The organism is Micrococcus luteus, assembly GCF_022664405.1.
Classification (GTDB): domain Bacteria; phylum Actinomycetota; class Actinomycetes; order Actinomycetales; family Micrococcaceae; genus Micrococcus; species Micrococcus luteus.
Window position 1 is genome coordinate 1 of record NZ_JAKRLB010000012.1, and the last position, 21,681, is coordinate 21,681.

Genomic DNA, 21,681 nt, shown 5'->3' on the forward strand with positions numbered 1-21,681 from the left:
GGCCGCGCGGCACGGGCCGCGGCGGCCGGGCCCAGGCCGACGGGCGGGCCGGGGCCGAGGGACGCCGTCGCCCGGAGGGCCCCGGGCGGTCCGGCGCGACGCCGGCCTTCGAGGAGCGGCACGGGCTGACCTCGTGGAGCATCGGCACGGTGCCGAAGACCGTCTCCACCGCGGCCGGGGCGCGCGGCCCCGCCATCACGGGCTACCCGAGCCTGGTGCCCGAGACCACGCCCGACGGCGGCCCCGCGGCCGGCCTGACCGTGGCCCGGTCCGCGGAGGACCAGGCGGCCTGGCACCGGGCCGGGGTGATCCGGCTGCTGCTGGCCACCCTGCCCAGCCCACAGCGCTACGTGCTGGACCACCTGGACAACAGGGAGAAGCTCACCTTCACCCAGAACCCGCACGGCTCGGTGGACTCCCTCGTCGCGGACTGCACCCAGGCCGCCGTGGACCGTCTCGTCGGGGACGAGCTGCCGTTCGACGAGGCCGCGTTCCGCGCCCTGTTCGACCGGGTGCGGGCCGACCTGATCGACACGGTCTTCGCCGTCACGTCCCTGGTGGAGCAGGTGCTCTCCCGGGCCGCGCAGGTGCGACGCCGGCTCAAGGACTCGGTCTCGCTCGCCCTCGCACCGGCGCTGTCGGACGTGAAGGCACACCTCGAGCAGCTCGTGTTCCCCGGCTTCGTGGCCGCCACGGGCTGGGAGCGGCTGCAGCACCTGCCGCGCTACCTGCAGGGCATGCTGACGCGCCTGGACCGGCTGGACGCCGGGGGCCACCTGCAGCGCGACGGGCAGCACATGGCGGTGGTGCAGGGGCTCGAGGACGAGTTCGACGCCGCCGTCGCGGCCCATCGCGCCCGGTTCGCGGGCACGCCCGTCCCCGCGGAGCTGGAGCGGGTGCGCTGGCTCATCGAGGAGCTGCGCGTCTCGTTCTTCGCCCAGGAGCTGGGCACGGCGGTCTCGGTCTCCGAGAAGCGGGTGCGTCAGGCGCTCGCCCGGGCCACGCGCGCCTGAGCCGGGCCCGGGCGGCGCGGGCCGTCAGTCCTGCGGGACGACCTCGCCGTGGCCCAGGTCCCGCAGGGCCGCGCGGAGGCGGGCGGCGGCGTCGTCCAGGTCCGCCGGATCGGGGGCGTTGTCCACGCGGGCCAGGTCGAAGTCGGCCAGCGAGGTGGAGGGCCACACGTGCACGTGCAGGTGCGGGATCTCATAGCCGGCGATCATGAGCCCGGCCCGGCGGGCGGAGAACGCCGCCACCTGCGCCTTGCCGATCTGCTGGGCGACCGTCGTCAGGTGCGTGACCAGCGCCGGGTCGACCTCCACCCATTCGTCCACCTCCGCACGGGGCACCACGAGCGCGTGCCCCGGCTGGAGCGGCGCGGCGGACAGGAACGCGACGCACGTCTGGTCCTGCCACACGAAGCGGGCGGGCAGCTCGCCGGCGATGATCCTGCTGAAGACGGTGGCCATGGAGGGTCCTCCTGGGGGTCGGCGGGGCGGGGCCCCGGGGCTCGTCAGTCCCGGCCGGACGCGCCGTCGGGCTCGGGGCCGACCGCGACGGCGTTGGACGGGTCCTGGACCCATGCTGACCACGAACCCGGGTAGAGCGCCACTCCGGGTCGCCCCGCGACGGCCAGGGTGAGCACGGCGTGCGCCGCGGTGATGCCCGAGCCGCAGTACACGGCCACGGGAGTGGCGTCGTCCACGCCGACGGCGTCGAACCGCTCCGCCAGCTCCGCGGCGGGCCGCAGGCGGCCGTCCTCGGCGATGCTCTCCGCCGTGGACACGTTCCGCGCCCCGGGGATGTGACCGGCCACGGGGTCGAAGGGCTCGACCTCCCCGCGGTACCGCTCGGCCGCCCGCGCGTCGAGGAGCAGACCGCCGGAGGCCATCGCCTCCGCGCCGGCCGTGTCCACGACGGGCATGCGGCCCCACGACGGCCGGGCGGTGCCGGGCACCGGGATGACCTCGCCGGGCTGCAGGGGCAGGCCCGCGGCGCGCCACGCCTCGAGGCCGCCGTCCAGGAGCATGGAGTCCCGCAGCCCCGCGTGGCGCAGCAGCCACCAGGCGCGCGCGGCGGACAGGCCGTGGTCGTCGTCGTAGACCACGATGGTGTCGCCCTCGTCGATCCCCCACATCCGCACGGTCTCCGCGAACTGGCGCGCGTCCGGCAGGGGGTGACGCCCCGCCGCCGGGCCGGCGTGGCCGGCGAGCTGGCTGGGCAGGGAGACGTAGACGGCGCCCGGCAGATGGCCCTGGAGATAGGCGGCGTGGTCGGGCCCGCCCGCCGTGGCCCGGAACCGGACGTCGAGCAGGATCACCCGGTTCGGGCGGCATCGTCCCGGCTGGGCGTAGGCCGGGCCCTCGGGCACCGGCGGCAGGTCCTCGACGGGGGCCAGGCCGAGCCAGCCGGCCAGCACGTCCACCGTCACCAGGGTGGGCGGCACGGCAGCCTCGGGATCGACGCCGTCGGCGTCCGCGTCGGGGTCGCCGCCGGCGTCATGGGGCGAGGACGGGGCCGCCGTGGGCGCCGGGACGACGCGGCCCTGCCCCTCGTCGACGACGATCAGCGGGTCGGGTCGATCGGGGGCGGCGCCGTCGCGGTCCGGGACAGGGGATGGGTCCGGGGTCTCGCTGTGCACCCGGACACCCTACTCCACGCCCCCTTCGGCGTCGCTGATAACCTGGAGGATGGCCCGCGCGGACCTGTTCCGGACCGCGCGGAGGAGGCGGCAGCCGCCGCAGAAGGAGTCGTGAGCACCGTGAGCGCCCCCGAGCCCAGCCCCCGTGCCGCCCGTCCCCGGGCGACCCGGCAGAAGGCCGCCGTCGACCGAGCCCTGGACCGCATCCCGGACTTCGTGAGCGCGCAGGAGCTCCATGCCCGCCTCCAGGACCAGGGCGAACGCGTCTCGCTGGCCACCGTGTACCGGACCCTGCAGCAGCAGCTCGACGACGGGCTCGTGGACATGCTCCGCCGCGACGACGGCGAGTCCGTGTACCGCCGGTGCGAGGACGAGGGCCACCATCACCACCTGGTGTGCCGGATCTGCTGGACCACCGTCGAGGTCACCGCCCCCCACGTCGAGGCATGGGCCACCGCCGTCGCCGCGGAGCACGGCTTCACGGACGCGGACCACACGGTGGAGATCACCGGTGTGTGTGCCCGCTGCCGGGCCGAGGGGCGCACCCGCGCGGCCTGACCCCGGGCCGGGCCCCGGTCAGTGGCGGATGCCGCCCGCGGGGTCGTCCAGGAACTCCGCCGCGTCCTCGACCGCCGTGGAGGGCCCGTGCAGGGCGCCCCGGCCGTACGCGATGTCCAGGTTCTCGACCGTGAGCACGTCCCGCGGCGGGCCGGAGGCCACGACGCGCCCGCTCATCAGGACCACGTGGTCCGCCTCCGCGGCCTCGTCGAGATCGTGGGTCGTGTAGACCACGGACACCCCGCGCGTCGGCTCCTCGTGGAGGAGGTCGTCGATCGTGCGGGCGGAGACGATGTCGAGGCCCGTCATCGGCTCGTCGAGCAGCAGCACGTCGTGGTCCTGGGCGAGGCCCTGGGCCACGTAGGCGCGCTGGCGCTGGCCTCCGGAGAGCTGGTCGAGGTGCCGCCGCGCCAGGTCCGCGACCTGCATGCGCTCCATGGCGGCCCCCACGATGTCCCGGTCCTCCCTCCGGAACCGACGGAACCATCCGAGCGTGGGGTATCGGCCCATCCCGACGACGTCGCGCACCGTCACCGGCACGCCCTGGGGCACGCCGATGGACTGCATCACGAAGGAGGTGCGCTGCGAGCGCCGCCGCGGGTCCTCACCGAGCACCTCCAGCGCACCGGAGGCCGGGTCGCTCAGGCCCGCCAGGGCGGTCAGCAGCGTGGACTTGCCGGAGCCGTTGGGCCCGATCACCGCGATCAGCCGCCGGGCCGGCAGGGTGAAGTCGGAGGGTCGGACGGCCACGTGCGAGCCGTGGCGCAGTTCGAGCGCCCGGGCGACCGCGAGGGGAGGCGGGGTCGCCGCGGCGCCCGCGGGGAAGGACGCGTTCATCGGGGGGCCTCCGCTCCGGGCAGGGCCACGACCGGCGCCTCCTGCTCACGCTGCGCGCGCGAGCGCACGTGCCGGCCCAGGAGCGCCAGCACGGCGGCGCGGACGGCGAGCACCACGAAGAACAGCAGGATCGGCATGAGCGCCATGGTGGCCGAACCCGCCGTGCCCAGCCGGTAGCTGAGGGTGAGCCCGGTGACGACGCACGCCGCGCCGATCACGACGGAGACGAGCATCATCTGGGGCACGCTGCGCGTCAGCAGCGCCGCCGTCGCGGGCGGTCCCACGAGGAGGCCGAACACGAGCACCGTGCCCACCGCCTGGAACGAACCGATCACGGCCGCGCCGATCATCACCAGCAGCAGCGTGTGCGTCAGCCCCGGTCGCATGCCCAGCGAGCGCGCCTTGACCTCGGAGAAGCTCAGTGCCAGCAGGGGCCGGTAGAGCAGCAGGGCCAGGGCGATCACCACGACGGCGATGACCGCCTGGGTCACGATGCCGTCCACGCTGACCCCCAGCACATCGCCGAACAGGATCGACGTGAGCGATCCCGTGTAGGAGTCCGACTTGGAGATGATCACCACGCCCAGGGCCATCATCCCCACGAAGAGCAGGCCGATGGCGGTGTCCTCCTTGAGGGTGGTGGCCCGGTGCACCAGCGAGATGCCCGCCATCATGACGACGGCGGCCACCGCCGCACCGAGGTGGGGGCTGCCACCGGTGACGACCGCCAGGGCGATGCCCGGCAGGACACCGTGCACGAACGCGTCCCCGAAGAAGCTCATCCCGCGCAGCACCAGCCACGTGCCCACGACCGAGCACATCACCACGGCGATGAGTCCGCCGACGAGGGCGCGCTGCTGGAATCCCATCTGGAAGGGCTCGAGCAGCCAGTCCATCCTCAGCCCTCCAGCGCGTCGGCGAGGGTGCGGGCGTTGAGGAGCATGGCCTCGGCGTAGTCCGCCTCCGGGGTGTCCTTCGGGCCGACGCCGCCCTCGTAGACCTCGATGACCGGCAGGTCGCCGGCCTCTTCGGCCACGGTGTCCACGAGGCTGTTGCGCGCGCCCACGGACGTGATCACGGCGTCTGCGCCGCCGTCGCGGATGGACCGGGCGAGCTCGGCGATCTCCTGGGAGGAGGGCTCGCCGTCGGTGGAGCCGCCCGGGACGACGACGCCGGACACGGTGAAGTCGTAGGCCTCGCTGAAGTAGCCGTAGGCGTCGTGGTCCGTGACCAGCGTGCGGCGGTCCTCCGGGACCCTGGCGAGGATCTCCCGGACCTGCGTGTCCGTCTGCTCGAGCTCCCCGCGCACGGTCGCGCCGCACTCGGCGAACCTCTCGTCACCCCGTTCCTGGGCGAGCGTGTCGCCCATCAGCTCGGCGGCCCTCGCCATGCGGGCGACGTCCATCCAGACATGCGGGTCCTCGGACCCGTGGTCATGGCCCTCGTGGCCCGCCCCCTCCTCGGCGTGGTCATGGCCGCCGAAGGGCAGCGGATCCAGCTGGGGCGCCACCTCGACGACGGTCGCGCCGTCCGCCTCGGCGTTGGCGAGGGCGGACTCCATGCCGCCCTCGAGGCCGAGGCCGTTGGAGAACACGAGGCCGGAGGAGACCATGTCCTTCACCTGCGCGGACGAGGCGGAGAAGTCGTGCGGATCATCCCCCGGGCCCATCACCGTGACGCTGCGGGCGTCGGCGCACGCGACCACGCGGTCGAGCACGGAGCCGAGCTGCGTCGTCGTGGCGACGGCCACGGGCGCGCCCGCGGCCGAGCCGGACCCGGCGGCAGCAGAGGCGCCCGCGGCCTGCTCGCCCGCGGAGTCGCCGCTGGTCCCGCCGCACGCGGCGAGGCTCAGGGTGAGCGCGGTGAGGGCCCCGGTCAGGGCGGGCAGACGACGGCGGCGGAGCATGGGGCGACCTCGTTCGTGTCGGGAGGATGTGTGAAATCGGTTCTCAACAGTAGCACCGCGCCGCCCGCGCGACGCTCACGCGGGCCGGAACCGACGTGGCGACTGCGTCACGTCGTTGATCTCCCCGACGAGCTCCTCGAGCACGTCCTCGAGGAAGAGGATGCCCGCGGTCTCGCCCTCGGGCGTGATGACCCGGGCGAGGTGGGAGCCCGTGCGCTGCATGAGCGCGAGTGCGTCCTCGACCTCGTCCTCGAGCCGCACGTTGGCCAGCGAGCGCACGCGCGTGAGCGGGATCGGCTCGTCGTGTCCCGACGGGCCCACGGTGAGGACGTCCTTCAGGTGCAGGTAGCCGGTGTAGCCGCCGTCGGGGTCCTCGACCACGAACCGGGAGAAGCCCACGCGGCCCACGGTCCACTCGAAGTCGTGCGGCGTGATCCCCTCGGGGACGGTGACGACCCGCTCGAGCGGCACCATCACGTCCCCGGCCCGGTGGTCCGAGAACTCGAGGGCCGAGTGCAGCACGCCGGACTCGTCCTCCAGGGTGCCCGAGCGGGTGGACTCGGCCACGATCGACTGCACCTCCTCGAGCGTGTAGGAGGAGGCCACCTCGTCCTTCGGCTCGATGCGCAGGGCGTGCAGCACGAGGTTGGCCGTCCAGTTCAGCGCGGCCACGACGGGATGCAGCAGCTTCGAGAGCCACACGAGCGGCTGGGCCAGCAGCATCACGGCGCGGTCCGCGAACGAGACGGCGGCGTTCTTGGGCACCATCTCGCCCAGGGTCACGTGCAGGAAGGTGACCACCAGCAGCGCGAGCACGAAGGCGGTCACGTCCGCCGCCGCGGACGGGACCCCGAGGGCGGCCATCGGGACGACGAGCAGGTGGTGCAGCGCCGGCTCGGACACGTTGAGGATGAGCAGGGAGCACACCGTGATGCCGAGCTGGCAGACGGCCAGCATCTGGGAGACGTGCTCCATCGCGTAGAGCGCCACCTGGGCCTGGCGGGAGCCGGCCTCGGCCCTCGGCTCGATCTGCGCCCGACGGGCGCCCATGACGGCGAACTCGCCCGCCACGAAGAAGGCGTTGGCGGCCAGCAGGACCACCAGCCACAGCAGTCCGACGACGTCCCCGTTCATGCGCGTGTCTCCTCGTCCTCAGCGGACGGGTCGAAGCGCACGCGCTCGATGCGGCGGCCGTCCATCCGCTCGACCGTCAGGGTGCCGCCGTCCACGTCCACCACGTCCCCGACCTCCGCCAGGCGCCCCAGTCGGGCCAGGATGTACCCGCCGACGGTCTCGTAGGCACCGTCCTCCGGCACCACGAGGGCCGGGATCTGGGTCCGCACCTCGTCGGGCCGCAGCTCCGCCGGGAAGTACCAGCGGCCGGAGGCCGTCTGCAGGACCCCCGGGGTGACGCGGTCGTGCTCGTCCGCGACCTCGCCGACGATCTCCTCCACCACGTCCTCGAGCGTGACCACCCCGGCGGTGCCCCCGTACTCGTCCACGACGACGGCCATCTGCAGGTTCGCGTCGCGCAGCTCGGCCAGCAGCTGGTCCAGGTGCACGGTCTCCGGCACGCGGATGACCTCCGTCATCAGTGCGCCGGCCTCGAGGTCGGCGCGGCGCTCCCGCGGCACGGCCACGACCTTCTTCACGTGCACCACGCCGCGGATGTCGTCCGAGGAGTCGCCGATCACGGGGAACCGGGAGTAGCCGGTGCTGCGGGCCAGGTCCAGGACCTCGGGCAGAGCCTGGTCCTCCCCCACCGTCTCCACGCGGATGCGCGGGGTCATCACGTCCGCGGCGGTGCGGTCCGCGAAGCGCAGCGTCCGGTCCAGGAACGTGGCGGTCTGCGCGTCGAGCGTTCCCATCTGCGCCGAGCGGCGGACCAGCGAGGAGAGCTCCTCGGGGCTGCGGGCGCCGGAGATCTCCTCCTTGGCCTCGATGCCCACGCGGGCCAGCACGCCGTTGGAGAACCCGTTCAGGACCAGGATCGCCGGCTTGAACACGGTGCTGAACACGAGCTGGGGCCGGGCGAGTGCGCGGCCGATCGCCATGGGCTCGGCGATGGACATGTTCTTGGGGATCAGCTCGCCGAGGAGCATCGAGAGCAGGGTCGCCACGACCATCGCGACGACGAGCGAGACGGTGCCCACCACGCCGGCCGGCAGCCCCACCTGGAGCAGCAGCGGGTCGATGAGCCGGCTGATCGCCGGGTCCATCACGTAGCCGGTGAGCAGTGTGGTCAGGGTGATGCCCAGCTGGCACGCGGAGAGCTGGGTCGAGAGTGACTTGAGACAGCGCAGCAGGGGCTCGGCGCCGCGGTCACCCGCGTCCACCATGCGCTGCACGGTGGGCACGTCGATCGCGATCATGGCGAACTCGACGGCCACGAAGAACCCGGTGCCCACGATCAGGACCAGGCCGAGGATCAGCAGGAGCCACTCCACCCGACCTCACCCCCTCGACGGCGGGCCGGGCGGCGGCGCGGGGCACCGGGACTGGAAGGCTCCGATCCGGCCGCGTCCGCGTGGGCGGACGAGCGGTCTGGCACACAGGTGTCAGGGTGATCCATAGTCCGCCCAGTATAGGGGCGTCAGGCCCCGGCGGAACGAGCAGGGGCATGCGGCCGCCTCACCACGACGAGGCGACCGGCCGGCCCTCCTCGTAGCCCGCCGCGGACTGCAGGCCGACGACGGCGCGCTCACGGAACTCCGCCAGGTCGTGGGCGCCGGCGTAGGTCAGCGACGAGCGCACACCGGACGTGATGGTGTCCAGCAGGTCCTCCACCGAGGGGCGGCGCGGGTCCACGTACATGCGCGAGGAGGAGATGCCCTCCTCGAACATCGCCTTGCGGGCCTTGGTGAAGGCGTCCTCGTGGCGGGTGCGGTGCTGGACCGCGCGGGCCGAGGCCATGCCGAAGCTCTCCTTGTACCGCCGACCGTCCGGACCGTGCACGAGGTCGCCCGGAGACTCGAGCGTCCCCGCGAACCACGAGCCGATCATCACCGAGCTGGCTCCGGCGGCCAGCGCGAGCGCCACGTCCCGCGGGTGCTTCACCCCGCCGTCCGCCCACACGCGTGCCCCGAGCTCGCGGGCCGCGGCGGCGCACTCCAGGACCGCCGAGAACTGCGGTCGGCCCACCGCGGTCTGCATGCGCGTGGTGCACATCGCGCCCGGGCCCACGCCCACCTTGACGATGTCCGCGCCCGCCGCGACCAGGTCCCGGACGCCGTCGCCGGAGACGACGTTGCCGGCCACCACGGGCACACCGGGGTCGAGGGCCCGCACGGCGGCGAGCGCATCCAGCATGGTCTGCTGATGACCGTGCGCGGTGTCCACGACGAGCACGTCGACGCCGGCCTCGACCAGGACGGCGGCCTTCTCCCCCACCGCCCCGTTGATGCCGACGGCGGCGCCGACGCGGAGCCGTCCGTCGTCGTCGAGACCGGGCGTGAACAAGGACGAGCGCAGCAGGCCCGCCGCGGTGACGACCCCGCGCAGCACGGGGGCGGCGGTGCCCACCGCCGGGTCCACGACGGGGGCCATCTCCTGGTGCGCGGCGTGCAGGCGCTCGAAGGCCGCCCGCAGCGCGTCCTTGTCCGGGGCGCCGTCCGTGCCGCCGAGCTCGGCGAGCGTGAGGGTGACCGCCGGCGGGTGCATGACGGAGGCGGCCGAGGTGAAGCGGTCCACGTCCTCGCAGTCCTGGGGGCGGACCACGCCGAGCAGCCCGCCGTGCGCGTCCACCACGCAGACGGCCCCGTGGTTGCGGCGGTCCACGAGGTGGAGCAGGTCCAGCACCGTGTCCTGCGGGCCGACGGTCAGGGCGGTGTCCGCCACGGGGTGGGCCGCCTTCACCCGACGCACGACGTCCCGGATCACGTCCGCCGGGATGTCCTGCGGCAGGATCCCGAGACCGCCGCGCCGGGCCATGGTCTCGACCATCCGGCGCCCGGTGACGGCGGTCATGTTGGCGGAGACCAGGGGGATGGTGGCGCCCGTGCCGTCATCCGGGGCGATGTCCACGTCCATGCGACTGGCGACGTCCGAGTGTGAGGGCACGAGGAAGACGTCGTTGTACGTCAGGTCGACGGCCGGGTCGGTGAGGAAGCGCATGGCGTCAGTCTCCCAGACGCGGCGGACGCCGTGAGGCCCCCGCGCGTCCGCCGGGAGCGGAGTCGAGCCGAGGCCGCGGCATTCCGACCGGGGGCGTCGAAGAACTATGATGTCTCGAGGCGTTCCCGGCCTCACGCGCGCCGCGCGGGTGGCCCGGCGCAGCACATCGCATCCCAAGGCTCAGGAAGAGGCGTTACACAGTGCCAGAACTCACGTCGGACCGGCTCGCACAGGAGTTCCCGGGGAACGAACGGCTGGTGGCCGAGATCTACCGGAAGTACCGCGAGGACTCCGGTTCCGTGGACCGGCAGTGGGCACAGATCTTCGCCCGTCTCGAGGCCAGCGCCCCCGCCGCCGAGGCCGAGCCGAAGGCCGCCGCCAAGACCGAGCCGAAGACCGCCGCCAAGGCCGAGCCGAAGGCCACCGCCAAGGTGACCGAGCCGAAGGCGGCGACCGCCCCGGCCCGGGGTGCGCAGCCCAAGGAGACCTCGGTCAGCACCGGCCCCAAGCCCAAGAAGACCCCGGCGGCCCAGGCGGTGCCCTCCGAGCCCGCCGACACCGCCACCACCACCGCGGACGAGAAGCAGGAGAAGGCCACCGTCCTCAAGGGCATGGCCAAGGCCGTGGCCACGAACATGGACGCCTCCCTATCCATGCCCACCGCCACCACCGTGCGCGACCTGCCGGCCAAGGTGCTGATCGACAACCGCGTGGTCATCAACAGCCACCTGGCCCGCACCCGCGGCGGCAAGGTCTCCTTCACCCACTTCATCGGCTACGCCGTGGTCCGCGCGCTCGCGGCCATGCCCTCGATGAACGTGACCTACGAGGAGCGCGACGGCAAGCCCACCATGGTGGAGCCGGCCCACGTGAACTTCGGCCTGGCCATCGACCTGCCCCGCCCGGACGGCACCCGCGCGCTCGTGGTCCCCAACGTCAAGGCCGCCGAGACCCTCGACTTCCGCGGCTTCTGGAAGGCGTACGACGACCTCGTCCAGCGCGCCCGCAAGAACAAGCTGACGATGGACGACTACGCCGGCACCACGGTCTCCCTGACCAACCCGGGCGGTATCGGCACCGTGCACTCGGTGCCCCGCCTGTCCCAGGGCCAGGCCGCCATCATCGGCGTCGGCGCGCTGACCTATCCGGCCGCCTTCCAGGGCGCCGCCGAGTCCACGCTGCACGACCTGGCGATCTCCAAGACGATCACGCTGACCTCCACGTACGACCACCGCGTGATCCAGGGCGCCGGCTCCGGCGAGTTCCTGAAGATCGTGCACGGCCTCCTGCTGGGCGAGGACGGCTTCTACGACGAGGTCTTCCACTCCCTGCGCATCCCCTACGAGCCCGTCCGCTGGGCCCAGGACGTGCAGGTGAACCCGGAGGAGCAGATCGGCAAGGTCGCCCGCATCCAGCAGCTCATCCACGCGTACCGGGACCGCGGCCACCTGCTGGCCAACGTGGACCCGCTCGAGTACTCGATGGCCTACCACCCGGACCTCGACATCCGCGAGCACGGGCTGACCCTGTGGGACCTGGACCGCAAGTGGCCCACCGGCGGCTTCGGCGGGGCGGGCAGCCTGACGCTGCGCAAGATCCTCGGCGTGCTGCGTGACGCGTACTGCCGCACCATCGGCGTCGAGTACATGCACATCCAGGACCCGGCCGAGCGCGCCTGGTTCCAGGAGAAGCTCGAGCAGCCGTACGCCAAGCCCACCCGCGAGGAGCAGCTGCGCATCCTGGGCCGACTCAACGCCGCGGAGGCGTTCGAGACGTTCCTGCAGACCAAGTACATCGGCCAGAAGCGCTTCTCCCTGGAGGGCGGCGAGTCCCTCATCCCGCTGCTGGACGGCATCCTCGGCGACGCCGCCGACGCCGGGCTGGACGAGGTCGCCATCGGCATGGCGCACCGCGGTCGCCTGAACGTGCTGACCAACATCGCCGGCAAGACCTACAGCCAGGTCTTCCGCGAGTTCGAGGGGGCCACCCCGGGCGGCGCCTCGGGCTCGGGCGACGTGAAGTACCACATGGGCACCGAGGGCACCTTCGTGTCCGACGCCGGCAACAGCACCCGCGTGTACCTCGCCGCCAACCCCTCGCACCTGGAGGCCGTGGACCCGGTCCTCGAGGGCGTCGTGCGTGCCAAGCAGGACCGCCTCGATCTGGGTGGCCAGCGCCCGGACTCCTTCTCCGTGCTGCCGATCCTCGTGCACGGCGACGCGGCCTTCGCGGGCCAGGGCGTCGTGACCGAGGTCCTGCAGCTCTCGCAGCTGCCCGGCTACCGCACCGGCGGCACGATCCACGTGGTCGTGAACAACCAGGTGGGCTTCACCACGCCGCCGACCCAGGCGCGCTCCGCGGTGTACTCCACCGACGTGGCCAAGACCATCCAGGCCCCGATCTTCCACGTCAACGGCGACGAGCCGGAGTCCGTGGTGCACGTGGCCCAGCTCGCCTTCGAGTACCGCCAGCGGTTCAACAAGGACGTCGTCATCGACCTCGTCTGCTACCGCCGCCGCGGCCACAACGAGGGCGACGACCCGTCGATGACGCAGCCGCGCATGTACAACCTCATCGAGCAGAAGCGCTCCACCCGCAAGCTGTACGTCGAGTCCCTCGTGGGCCGCGGCGACATCACGCAGGAGGAGGCGGACAGCGCCCTGAAGGACTACCAGCAGCAGCTGGAGCGGGTCTTCGCGGAGACCCACGAGGACGCGCCCGCCTCCGGCGGGGAGGGCCTCCGCCCGGCCGAGGACCGGGACGCGGCCCCGGAGGCGCCGGCGTCCACGGCCATCTCGGCCGAGACGCTGCGGGCCATCGGGCAGGCGCACATCGACGTGCCCGAGGGCTTTACGGTCCACCCCAAGCTCGCGGCCCTGCTCGAGCGCCGCGCCAAGATGGCCGTCGACGGCGGCATCGACTGGGGCTTCGCCGAGCTGGCGGCCTTCGGCTCGCTGCTCATGGAGCGCGTGCCGGTCCGCCTGGCGGGCCAGGACTCCCAGCGCGGCACCTTCACGCAGCGCCACTCGGTGTTCCACGACCGGATCACCGGCGACACGTGGGCGCCGCTGAGGCACCTCTCCGAGGACCAGGCGAAGTTCTGGGTCTACAACTCGCTGCTGTCCGAGTACGCCGCCCTCGGCTTCGAGTACGGCTACTCCGTGGAGCGCTCCGACGCCCTCGTGCTGTGGGAGGCCCAGTTCGGCGACTTCGTGAACGGCGCGCAGACGATCATCGACGAGTTCATCTCCTCGGCCGATCAGAAGTGGTCGCAGACCTCGTCCGTGGTCCTGCTCCTCCCCCACGGCTACGAGGGACAGGGGCCGGACCACTCCTCCGCCCGCATCGAGCGCTTCCTGCAGATGTGCGCCGAGGACAACATGCGCGTGGTCAACCCCTCCACGGGCGCGAACCACTTCCACCTGCTGCGCGAGCACGCCTACGCCCGCCCGCGTCGGCCCCTCATCGTGTTCACCCCGAAGCAGCTGCTGCGCCTCAAGGCCGCCGCGAACTCGGTGGAGGACTTCACCGAGGGCGGCTTCCAGCCGGTCATCCCGGACGCCGGGGTGGACGCCAAGGACGTCACGCGCGTGCTGCTGGTCTCCGGCCGGCTGTACTACGACCTGCTCGCCCGCCGCCAGAAGTCCGGTGACACCTCCACTGCGATCGTGCGGGTGGAGCAGCTCTACCCGCTGCCGCTCGACGAGATCCGCAAGGCGCTCCGCGCCTACCCGGTCGCCGACGTCACCTGGGTGCAGGACGAGCCCGCGAACCAGGGCCCGTGGCCGTTCATGGCACTGAACCTCGTGCCGCAGCTCGACGTCCCCGTGACCCTCGTGTCCCGCCCGGCCTCGGCCGCGACCTCCGCGGGCACCAAGGGCCGCCACGACCAGGAGCTCAGCACGCTGCTGGACGCCGCCTTCGGCCGCTGACCCGGACCGACCCTGCGCCGCCGCCGCACCCTCCGGTGCGGCGGCGGCGCCGGATCGGCCGACGAAAGGACACACTGTGCACAACCGCCGGATCCGGATCGCCGCCGTCGGCGACCAGCTGCTGGCCGGTGCGGGCGACGCCCGCGCCATCGGCTGGTGGGGCCGCGTGCTCGCCCGCACCCAGGCCCCCGACGTGGAGCTGGAGAACTACGTGCTGGCCGTGCCGCACGAGACCACCGAGGACCTCAACGAGCGCTGGTGGGGCGAGGCCTCGCGGCGCTTCTCCGAGGAGACGGAGAACCGCCTCGTCGTGGCCCTGTCCGACGCGGACCTGGACCTGGAGGCCACCTCGACCGCCCGCTCGCGGCTGAACCTGGCCAACGTCCTGGACACCGCCTCGCAGCGGAACATCCCGGTGCTCGTGGTGGGCCCCACGCCCACCCTGGACGAGCAGCGCAACGCCCGGCTCGCCGAGCTCAACGCCGCCTACCTGGATGTGGCCGACCGGCGCAACCACGTGTACGTGGACACGTTCACCCCGCTGGTGGGCCACGAGCAGTGGCGCTCGGACCTGGCCTCCGGCCAGGGCCGGCCGGGCCAGGCGGGCCACGGGCTCATCGCGTGGCTCGTGCTGCATCGGGGCTGGTACCAGTGGCTCGGTCTGCCCGAGCCCACGGCCTGATGTGACAGAATGGACCACCGACCGACTCGTTGAAGGGAGACGTCATGAGCAAGCGTGCACGCAAGCGTCGCGACCGCCGCAGGAACGGCGCCAACCACGGCAAGCGTCCCAACGCCTGATCCGCTGATCGGCGTCGCGGACCGGCCGGGTGCCACCCGGCGACCGCAGAGACCACGAAGGGCCGTCCCCTCAGGGGACGGCCCTTCGTCATCGTCGGGGCGCCCGATCGGGTGCCCACGGGTCCGCATGTCGCGGTGTCAGCCCCAGGTGACGGTCGTCGTCGAGATCTGGGTGATGCGGGTCATGATGGTGGCCCGCAGCTGCGCGGGCGCCTTCTCCTGACAGCACCGACGCACCGCCGAGCGGATGAGCTCCTCGAGCTCCTTCTGGTGCCGGCAGTCCGGACACTCCGCCACGTGGGCGCGCACCTGCTCGATGTCCTCGGGCGTCAGGGCGCCGTCCAGGTACTGGTACAGCCGCTCCAGGGAGGCGTCCTGGGCGACGCGGCACTCATGGCCGTGCTGGTCCGCGGTCATCGCGTGGCCTCCTTCGTGCTCGTCTCGGTCTGCTTCGTGCCGCCGCGCCCGGTCTTCTTCTTCGGCTGGGCCTTGATGCCGCGCGCGGCCGCGTAGTCCGCGAGGCGCTCGCGCAGCTGCTTGCGGCCGCGGTGCAGCCGCGACATGACGGTGCCGATCGGCACGTCGAGGATCTCGGCGATCTCCTTGTAGGCGAAGCCCTCCACGTCCGCGAAGTAGACGGCGAGCCGGAACTCCTCCGGGATCGCCTGCAGGGCGTCCTTCACCTGGGAGTCGGGCAGCCGGTCGAGGGCCTCCGTCTCGGCCGAGCGCAGGCCACCGGAGGTGTGCTCGGCGGCCCGGGCCATCTGCCAGTCCTCCACCTCAGGGTTGTCCGCCTCGAGGGGCTGGCGCTGCCGCTTGCGGTAGAGGTTGATGTACGTGTTCGTGAGGATCCGGTAGAGCCAGGCCTTGAGGTTGGTGCCGGGCCGGTACTGGTGGAACGAGGAGTAGGCCTTCGTGTACGCCTCCTGGACCAGGTCCTCGGCGTCCTGCGGGTTGCGCGTCATGCGCAGCGCAGCGGAGTACAACTGGTCCACGAACTCGAGGGCGTCACGCTCGAACCGGGCACGGCGCTGCTGTTCGGACTCGGCGGCGACGTCGATGTCGGCGCGGTCGTGCTCGGGGGCGTCCTCGGGCCGGGCGAATTCCGGCCGGCTGTTGTCAGTGCTCATCGCGGGCCAGTCTACGGTCCGGGAGGGATGCGTCAGCAGGGCGGCGCTCATGCGGGGCTCCTCTCCGGCTGCGGTCCGCGGCGAGCGGGACCGGTGCGCCGACACGGGTACGGGGTCGTCCAGTGGAGCGCCAGGAGCGTTCCAGGTATTCCCCCGCGACAGGCCGACCCCGGCCGACAGCCGCCGGATAGGCTGGTCCGGTGACCCGCCCCACGCGTGCCGCCGCGCACTCCCCCGCCCCCCGTCCCGACGCCGCCGAGACCTGGCCCGCGCCCGTGGCGCGCGGCCCGGTGCGCGGAGAGGTGCGGCTGCCGGGATCGAAGTCGCTGACGAACCGGCATCTCGTGCTCGCCGCGCTCGCCGACGGTCCGTGCGTCCTGCACGGCGTCCTCGAGTCGCGGGACACGGCATTGATGCGCACGGCGCTCACAGCGCTCGGGGCCCGGTTCGAGCCCCTGTCCGACGGCGGACTGCGGGTGCATCCGATGCCGGTCGGCGAGCCGCTGGCCGGGGATGTCGCCGTGGACTGCGGACTGGCGGGGACGGTCATGCGCTTCGTCCCGTTCGTCGCCGCGCTGCGGCCCGGCCGGGTCCGCTTCGACGGCGACGCCGGCGCGCGCCTGCGCCCGATGGCCCCGGTCCTGGACGCGCTGCGCCAGCTCGGGGTGGCCGTCAACGAGGAGGGCGAGCCCGGTCGCCTGCCCTTCACGATGACGACCCGCGCGGACGCGGCCATGGTGGCCCCCGACGGCGACGTGCCGGAGGTCGCGGTCGACGCCTCCGGCTCCTCCCAGTTCCTGTCCGCCGCGCTGCTGGCGGCCGCGGGGATGCCGCGCGGCCTCCGGCTGCGGCACACCGGGCAGACCGTGCCGAGTCCGGAGCACGTCGCGATGACCGTCGGGGTGCTGCGCGCGCTCGAGGTGGACGTCGCCGAGACGGGTCCCGGGGCGTGGACCGTGGCCCCGGGGCGCATCCCGGCACACGAGGCGACCGTCGAGCCGGACCTGTCCAACGCAGGCCCCTTCCTGGCCGCCGCCGTGGCCACGGGCGGCTCCGTGACGGTGCCGGACTGGCCCACCCGCACGACGCAGATCGGCGACCGCTGGCGGCGGATCCTGCCGCAGTTCGGGGCGAGCGTGGCCCTCACGGTCGACCGCACGGACCGCTCCCGCGGCCGGCTCACGGTGACGGGGGCGGTCCACGACGACGGCGCGCCCCGCATCACCGGCGCCGGTGAGATCGCGGACACGGCCGAGCTCGCCCCCACCGCGGCCGCGCTCGCCCTGCTGGCCTCCGGGCCCACCCGCCTGACGGGGATCGGCCATCTGCGGGGCCATGAGACGGACCGGCTCGCCGCGCTCACCGCCGAGGCCGCCCGCCTGGGGATCACCGTGGACGAGGACGAGACGTCGCTCGGCTTCCCGGGGACGGACGCGTCGGGGCCGCTGTCGCCCGCCGCCCTCGAGACCTACCACGACCACCGGATGGCGACCTTCGCCGCCGTCGTCGGCCTGCGCGTGCCGGGGACCGGCATCGTGGACGTGGCGACCACCGCGAAGACGATGCCGGACTTCCCCGCACTGTGGACCGCGCTCGTGGCACCCGGCGATGCGGCCGAGGAGGCCCGCTGATGGCCCGGCGCCTCGATCCCTCCGCGTGGGACGAGTCCGATGTCCGGGTGCGCCCGTCCAAACGCGGCACCCGCCCGCGCACCAAGGAGCGGCCCAAGCACGAGGATGCGCAGGTCGGCATGGTCACCACGGTGGACCGCGGCCGGTACGCCGTGGTGCTGCCGGATCGCCTGGACGAGCGGATCACGGCGATGCGCGCCCGCGAGCTGCGCCGCACGCCGATCGCCACGGGCGACCGGGTGGCCGTCGTCGGGGACCTCTCCGGGGACGAGGGCACGCTCGCGCGCATCATCCGTGTCGAGGAGCGCAGCACGGTCCTGCGCCGGTCGGCGGACGACTCGGACGAGGTCGAGCGGGTGGTGGTGGCCAACGCCGACCTGCTGGTGATCATGGTGGCGGCGGCCAATCCGGAGCCCCGGACCGGCTTCATCGACCGCGCCCTCGTCGCCTGCTACGACGCCGGCATCCACCCGGTGCTGCTCATCACGAAGACCGACCTGCGTGATCCGGACGCGCTGGTGGCGCACTACGAGGCGCTGGACCTGGAGGTGATGACCTCCGGTGCGGCGACCTTCGAGGCCGAGACCGGGGACACCGCCCTGGACGCCTCGCTCGTGGCCCGGGTGGCCGAGCGGCTGATCGGGCACACGAGCGCGTTCGTGGGGCCCTCCGGCGTCGGCAAGTCCACGCTGCTGAACGCGCTCACCGGCGCGGAACGGGCCACCGGCCACGTCAACGCCGTCACCGGCCGGGGCCGGCACACCTCCTCGTCCGCGCTCGCGCTGCCGCTGACGGGCGACGACGGCGCCCCCCTGCCGGACACCTGGGTGGTGGACACCCCCGGCATCCGGTCCTTCGGGCTGGGCTGGGTCGAGCCGGACCGCGTGGTGGAGGCCTTCGACGACCTCGCCGGCGGACTGGCGGACTGCCCGCGCGGCTGCACCCACACCGCCGACTCCCCCGGCTGCGGCCTGGACGCATGGGTGGCCGCGGGCCACGCCGGCCCCTCGGGAGCGGCACGCCTGGCCTCGCTGCGGCGTCTGCTCGGCAACCGGCTGGCCCCCTCGGGGGCGGAGGACGCGGCGTCGTCCGAGGACTGAGGCGGCCCGCGCGGTATAGCGTGGGCGGCATGGAGCGACCTGAGAACCCTGCGACCCGCGGCCGCGACCTCACGGAGGACCTGCGGCTGGCCCACATGCTGGCGGACAACGTGGACTCGATCACGATGTCCCGGTTCAAGGCCCAGGACCTCGAGGTCAGCACCAAGCCCGATCTCACCCCTGTCACGGATGCGGACCGCGCCGCCGAGGAGTCCATCCGCTCGACCCTGTCCCGTGCCCGGGCGCGCGACGGCGTCGTGGGTGAGGAGTTCGGCGGATCTCTGAGCCGCTCCGGCCGGCAGTGGGTGGTCGACCCCATCGACGGCACCAAGAACTTCGTGCGCGGCGTGCCCGTGTGGGCCACCCTCATCGCGCTGCTGATCGACGGCGAGCCCGTCGTCGGCGTCGTCTCCGCCCCCGCCCTGCACCGTCGCTGGTGGGCCGCGGCCGGCCAGGGCGCCTTCGCGGGCACCTCGCTCACGCGTGCTCAGCGGATCACCGTGTCCGGCGTGGACCGGGTCGAGGACGCGTCGCTGTCCTTCTCCTCGATCGAGGGCTGGCGCGAACGCGGCTCGATCCGCGCGTTCCTGCAGCTCACCTCGGACGTGTGGCGCGTGCGCGGCTTCGGCGACTTCTGGTCCTACATGCTCGTCGCCGAGGGCGCCGTGGACATCGCGGCCGAGCCCGAGCTCGAGCTGCATGACATGGCCGCTCTGGTGCCGATCGTGCGCGAGGCCGGCGGCCGCTTCACCTCGCTGGACGGCGAGGACGGCCCGTTCGGCGGGCACGCGCTGGCCACGAACGGCCTGCTCCACGACGACGTCCTCGCCCGCCTGCGCACGGGTGACGAAACCGAGGACGGCGCCTGATGGCCGCGCGGGGGGAGCCGGCGGCCGACCGGAGGGGCGGGCGCGGGACAGATCGCCGGCCCCGCACTGCGGGTGCGGTGGCCCTCGGCGGTGCCGCGGGCGTGCTGTGCGGTGTGGGGGTGATGAACGCGGTGACCGCGCTGGCCGGGGCGCCGAACTTCCGCGGCGCGTTCGGCGGCGCGTTCGGGGTGGTCGACGTCCTCGTCCAGGCCCTGCCGCTGTTCGTGGTGAACGTGCTCGGCTCGTTCCTGCTCGGCCTGCTGTGGGCGGCCTCGCGACGCCGCGGGCCGGACTGGCGTCCACGCCTGGTGGCGGGGCTGGGAACCGGCTTCCTCGGTGCGTTCACCACCATCTCCAGCGCCGTCGCCCTGGCGCTGTGGCCGGTGCGGCTGGGCGCCGCGGCGTCCGGGGCGGGTGTCGTCCTCGCCGCGGCGGCCTCGGTGCTGCTGGTGCTCGCGCTGATGGCTGCACTCTCGACGGCGGCGGCCGTGCTCGGCCTGCACGCCGGGGGCGCCCCGGGGTCGCGCGTGGTCGGGACGGATCGTTCGGAGGAGGACGCATGAGCGGCGCGGGATACGAGGTCTTCGCTCTCTTCCAGGGGGCCCTCCTGGCCTGCCTCGCGGCGGGCGGGGCGCTCGGCGCCCTGGCGCGCGGGCGCCTGACCGACCGGCTCGGCCCCCGGGGTCTGCTCACCGCCAACACGACGGCGGCCCTGCTCCTCGGCGTCACCGTCGGCCTGGCCGTGCCGGAGCTGGTGTACGCGTCCGGGGGCTGGGGCGACGGGCAGGCGCTCATGCTCGTCGCGGCGGTGTCCGCCGTGGTGTCCGGGTTCTGCCTCGCCCTGGGGACGTGGTCCACCGTGGCCGCTGAGGCCGCCGACGCCGTGCTCGCCCGTCGATGGGGCGCGGCCGCCCGCCTGTGGGCCGCGCATCTGGGGCTGGGGCTGGTGGCCGTCGTCGTCGGCTGGGGCGCCGGCCTGGGGCTGCACACCGTCCTGGCCGGCTGAGGGACGGGCCGCCGCACACCGGGCGCGGACACGACGAAGGCCCCGGAATCGTGACGATTCCGGGGCCTTCCCGTGGTGGTGAGTGGAGCCGGCGGGAATTGAACCCGCGTCCGATGAGGTGTTGCCAGGTCTTCTCCGGGCGCAGTCTGCTGTGGGTGTTGCTCGGTCCTGGCCGTCCCGCAGACGGGCGGCCAACCCGGACCCAGCCGGATTGATGTCGGCGTCACGACCCCCGGCGAGGGTGACGCCCAGTGGCTATCTAGCTGACGCCACGATCCGAGGCGACAGCGACCTCGGGGTGACGGACTCGATCACTGATCAGGCAGCGAGAGCGAAGTCAGTGCGCTTGGATTCGGCACTTATTGGTTTGCAGAGAGCGTTTGACGAGATGACTCTGCATCCTCGGCCCGCTTCTCCCGACGCGACACACACCGTCGAAACCGATCGGCCCCATGGGGGCGACTCCTCTATGAGGTTGTCAATCACCACTGCAGGCGGAGGGCGCGAGGCCCGCCGGTCCTGAAACCGGCCCTGCGAGAGATACAACGTAGCACGCCCCCGAGGCATTCCCAAGGGGTCCACCGCGCTCAGGCCACGCCGGCGCGCCGGTTGCGCATCCGCATGGCCCGCTGGGCCTCGCGGTTGTCCTGCTGCTCGCGCAGCTTGTGCCGCTTGTCGTATTCGCGGTTGCCGCGCGCGACGCCGATCTCCACCTTCACGCGCCCGTTCAGGAAGTACAGGGACAGCGGCACGATGGTCAGGCCCGGATCCTGGATCTGGCGGGAGATCTTCGTCAGCTCGGCGCGGTGCAGCAGCAGCTTGCGGCGGCGGCGGGCGGCGTGGTTGGTCCACGAGCCGTTGAGGTACTCCGGGATGTAGACCTGCTCGAGCCACAGCTCGTCCCGGTAGAAGACCGCGAAGCCGTCCACGAGCGAGGCCTTGCCCTCGCGCAGCGACTTCACCTCGGTGCCGGTGAGCACCATGCCGGCCTCGTACGTGTCGAGGATGGTGTAGTCGTGGCGCGCCTTCTTGTTGTTGGCGATCACCTGGCGTTCGCCGGGGGCCGGCTGCTTGGCGGCCTTGCCCTTGCTGTTCTTGCCCATGGCCTCACGTCCTTCCAGCGTCCACGGCGACGGCCGCGCCCCGATCAGGGCGCGGCC

General features: G+C 73.2%; 21 protein-coding genes and 1 other RNA gene. 10 read left to right on the forward strand and 12 right to left on the reverse strand.

From position 1 onward, the window contains the following. Positions 1–1,013 (forward strand): DUF3418 domain-containing protein (locus MF605_RS06720; protein ID WP_242821254.1); only part of this gene is annotated, 1,013 nt, incomplete at its 5' end. A 24-nt stretch (positions 1,014–1,037) separates the two neighbouring features. Here the strand turns inward: MF605_RS06720 and MF605_RS06725 are convergent. Continuing rightward, positions 1,038–1,466, reverse strand: a complete 429-nt coding sequence (locus MF605_RS06725; protein WP_036316605.1) for an HIT family protein — start codon at positions 1,464–1,466, stop codon at positions 1,038–1,040. A gap of 44 nt (positions 1,467–1,510) precedes the next feature. Further along, a complete protein-coding gene (locus MF605_RS06730) occupies positions 1,511–2,638 on the reverse strand; it encodes a sulfurtransferase (protein WP_036381724.1) in 1,128 nt (375 codons plus the stop codon). Positions 2,639–2,749: 111 nt separating this feature from the next. Here MF605_RS06730 and MF605_RS06735 point away from each other — a divergent pair, with 111 nt between their 5' ends. Further along, positions 2,750–3,196: a Fur family transcriptional regulator gene (locus MF605_RS06735; RefSeq protein ID WP_036381728.1), complete on the forward strand. Its 447-nt coding sequence runs from the start codon at positions 2,750–2,752 to the stop codon at positions 3,194–3,196. 18 nt (positions 3,197–3,214) lie between these two features. Here MF605_RS06735 and MF605_RS06740 read toward each other — a convergent pair whose 3' ends face one another. The 6 genes from MF605_RS06740 to guaB1 form a co-directional block, all read right to left on the reverse strand. Then, on the reverse strand, positions 3,215–4,033 hold the full coding sequence (locus MF605_RS06740; RefSeq protein ID WP_049147192.1) for a metal ABC transporter ATP-binding protein: 819 nt from the start codon (positions 4,031–4,033) through the stop codon (positions 3,215–3,217). Continuing rightward, positions 4,030–4,929 (reverse strand): metal ABC transporter permease, encoded by a 900-nt coding sequence (locus tag MF605_RS06745; RefSeq protein WP_041104321.1) that lies wholly within the window; start codon positions 4,927–4,929, stop codon positions 4,030–4,032. Before MF605_RS06745 ends, MF605_RS06740 begins: the two co-directional genes overlap by 4 nt. A 2-nt stretch (positions 4,930–4,931) precedes the next feature. Further along, positions 4,932–5,939 (reverse strand): metal ABC transporter substrate-binding protein, encoded by a 1,008-nt coding sequence (locus MF605_RS06750; RefSeq protein ID WP_134416566.1) that lies wholly within the window; start codon positions 5,937–5,939, stop codon positions 4,932–4,934. Between the two features lie 75 nt (positions 5,940–6,014). After that, entirely contained in the window at positions 6,015–7,073 is a 1,059-nt protein-coding gene (locus MF605_RS06755; RefSeq protein ID WP_041104317.1) for a hemolysin family protein, read from the reverse strand. After that, on the reverse strand, positions 7,070–8,386 hold the full coding sequence (locus MF605_RS06760; protein ID WP_134416564.1) for a hemolysin family protein: 1,317 nt from the start codon (positions 8,384–8,386) through the stop codon (positions 7,070–7,072). Before MF605_RS06760 ends, MF605_RS06755 begins: the two co-directional genes overlap by 4 nt. A 184-nt stretch (positions 8,387–8,570) precedes the next feature. Next, a complete protein-coding gene (guaB1, locus tag MF605_RS06765) occupies positions 8,571–10,052 on the reverse strand; it encodes a GMP reductase (RefSeq protein ID WP_078026006.1) in 1,482 nt (493 codons plus the stop codon). A gap of 200 nt (positions 10,053–10,252) precedes the next feature. Between guaB1 and MF605_RS06770 the strand changes: the two genes are divergently transcribed. The 3 genes from MF605_RS06770 (at position 10,253) to MF605_RS12120 (ending at position 14,785) form a co-directional block, all read left to right on the forward strand. Further along, on the forward strand, positions 10,253–13,984 hold the full coding sequence (locus MF605_RS06770; RefSeq protein WP_078026005.1) for a multifunctional oxoglutarate decarboxylase/oxoglutarate dehydrogenase thiamine pyrophosphate-binding subunit/dihydrolipoyllysine-residue succinyltransferase subunit: 3,732 nt from the start codon (positions 10,253–10,255) through the stop codon (positions 13,982–13,984). 76 nt (positions 13,985–14,060) lie between these two features. Next, on the forward strand, positions 14,061–14,666 hold the full coding sequence (locus MF605_RS06775; RefSeq protein WP_004167659.1) for a GDSL-type esterase/lipase family protein: 606 nt from the start codon (positions 14,061–14,063) through the stop codon (positions 14,664–14,666). Between the two features lie 44 nt (positions 14,667–14,710). Beyond that, entirely contained in the window at positions 14,711–14,785 is a 75-nt protein-coding gene (locus tag MF605_RS12120) for a 50S ribosomal protein bL37 (RefSeq protein WP_095346645.1), read from the forward strand. Between the two features lie 138 nt (positions 14,786–14,923). On the opposite strand, the gene rsrA is transcribed toward MF605_RS12120, so the two are convergent. Next, positions 14,924–15,202 (reverse strand): mycothiol system anti-sigma-R factor, encoded by a 279-nt coding sequence (gene rsrA / locus MF605_RS06780; RefSeq protein ID WP_060974333.1) that lies wholly within the window; start codon positions 15,200–15,202, stop codon positions 14,924–14,926. After that, positions 15,199–15,915 (reverse strand): sigma-70 family RNA polymerase sigma factor, encoded by a 717-nt coding sequence (locus MF605_RS06785; RefSeq protein ID WP_036314006.1) that lies wholly within the window; start codon positions 15,913–15,915, stop codon positions 15,199–15,201. The genes rsrA and MF605_RS06785 overlap by 4 nt, the downstream gene beginning before the upstream one ends. A 200-nt stretch (positions 15,916–16,115) precedes the next feature. On the opposite strand from MF605_RS06785, the gene aroA reads away from it, so the two are divergent. The 5 genes from aroA to MF605_RS06810 all read left to right on the forward strand — a co-directional run bounded on the left by aroA (position 16,116) and on the right by MF605_RS06810 (position 20,521). Continuing rightward, complete coding sequence (gene aroA / locus MF605_RS06790; RefSeq protein ID WP_134416562.1) at positions 16,116–17,546, forward strand: 3-phosphoshikimate 1-carboxyvinyltransferase; 1,431 nt, start codon at positions 16,116–16,118, stop codon at positions 17,544–17,546. After that, positions 17,546–18,646, forward strand: coding sequence for a ribosome small subunit-dependent GTPase A (gene rsgA, locus MF605_RS06795; protein WP_036313964.1), 1,101 nt, complete (start codon positions 17,546–17,548; stop codon positions 18,644–18,646). The genes aroA and rsgA overlap by 1 nt, the downstream gene beginning before the upstream one ends. Before the next feature lie 29 nt (positions 18,647–18,675). Beyond that, positions 18,676–19,515 (forward strand): histidinol-phosphatase, encoded by an 840-nt coding sequence (gene hisN, locus MF605_RS06800; protein WP_101962825.1) that lies wholly within the window; start codon positions 18,676–18,678, stop codon positions 19,513–19,515. A 77-nt stretch (positions 19,516–19,592) separates the two neighbouring features. Then, the gene (locus MF605_RS06805) at positions 19,593–20,078 is read left to right on the forward strand and encodes a FluC/FEX family fluoride channel (protein ID WP_061867906.1); all 486 of its coding nucleotides are present in this window, start codon (positions 19,593–19,595) and stop codon (positions 20,076–20,078) included. After that, complete coding sequence (locus MF605_RS06810) at positions 20,075–20,521, forward strand: CrcB family protein (protein ID WP_036381759.1); 447 nt, start codon at positions 20,075–20,077, stop codon at positions 20,519–20,521. The genes MF605_RS06805 and MF605_RS06810 overlap by 4 nt, the downstream gene beginning before the upstream one ends. A gap of 80 nt (positions 20,522–20,601) precedes the next feature. Here MF605_RS06810 and ssrA read toward each other — a convergent pair. Continuing rightward, positions 20,602–20,973: a transfer-messenger RNA gene (gene ssrA, locus MF605_RS06815) on the reverse strand. 135 nt (positions 20,974–21,108) lie between these two features. Next, positions 21,109–21,624 (reverse strand): SsrA-binding protein SmpB, encoded by a 516-nt coding sequence (gene smpB / locus MF605_RS06820; RefSeq protein ID WP_044659238.1) that lies wholly within the window; start codon positions 21,622–21,624, stop codon positions 21,109–21,111. Between the last annotated feature and the right edge of the window lie 57 nt (positions 21,625–21,681).

What these genes read in the sequence shown, in the direction of transcription:
- MF605_RS06725 (WP_036316605.1), bottom strand. Translation starts at nt 1,466, where the DNA reads ATGGCCACCGTCTTCAGCAGGATCATCGCCGGCGAGCTGCCCGCCCGC.
- MF605_RS06740 (WP_049147192.1), bottom strand. Translation starts at nt 4,033, where the DNA reads ATGAACGCGTCCTTCCCCGCGGGCGCCGCGGCGACCCCGCCTCCCCTC.
- MF605_RS06745 (WP_041104321.1), bottom strand. Translation starts at nt 4,929, where the DNA reads ATGGACTGGCTGCTCGAGCCCTTCCAGATGGGATTCCAGCAGCGCGCC.
- MF605_RS06750 (WP_134416566.1), bottom strand. Translation starts at nt 5,939, where the DNA reads ATGCTCCGCCGCCGTCGTCTGCCCGCCCTGACCGGGGCCCTCACCGCG.
- MF605_RS06755 (WP_041104317.1), bottom strand. Translation starts at nt 7,073, where the DNA reads ATGAACGGGGACGTCGTCGGACTGCTGTGGCTGGTGGTCCTGCTGGCC.
- guaB1 (WP_078026006.1), bottom strand. Translation starts at nt 10,052, where the DNA reads ATGCGCTTCCTCACCGACCCGGCCGTCGACCTGACGTACAACGACGTC.
- rsrA (WP_060974333.1), bottom strand. Translation starts at nt 15,202, where the DNA reads ATGACCGCGGACCAGCACGGCCATGAGTGCCGCGTCGCCCAGGACGCC.
- MF605_RS06785 (WP_036314006.1), bottom strand. Translation starts at nt 15,915, where the DNA reads ATGAGCACTGACAACAGCCGGCCGGAATTCGCCCGGCCCGAGGACGCC.
- rsgA (WP_036313964.1), top strand. Translation starts at nt 17,546, where the DNA reads ATGGCCCGGCGCCTCGATCCCTCCGCGTGGGACGAGTCCGATGTCCGG.
- hisN (WP_101962825.1), top strand. Translation starts at nt 18,676, where the DNA reads ATGGAGCGACCTGAGAACCCTGCGACCCGCGGCCGCGACCTCACGGAG.
- MF605_RS06810 (WP_036381759.1), top strand. Translation starts at nt 20,075, where the DNA reads ATGAGCGGCGCGGGATACGAGGTCTTCGCTCTCTTCCAGGGGGCCCTC.
- smpB (WP_044659238.1), bottom strand. Translation starts at nt 21,624, where the DNA reads ATGGGCAAGAACAGCAAGGGCAAGGCCGCCAAGCAGCCGGCCCCCGGC.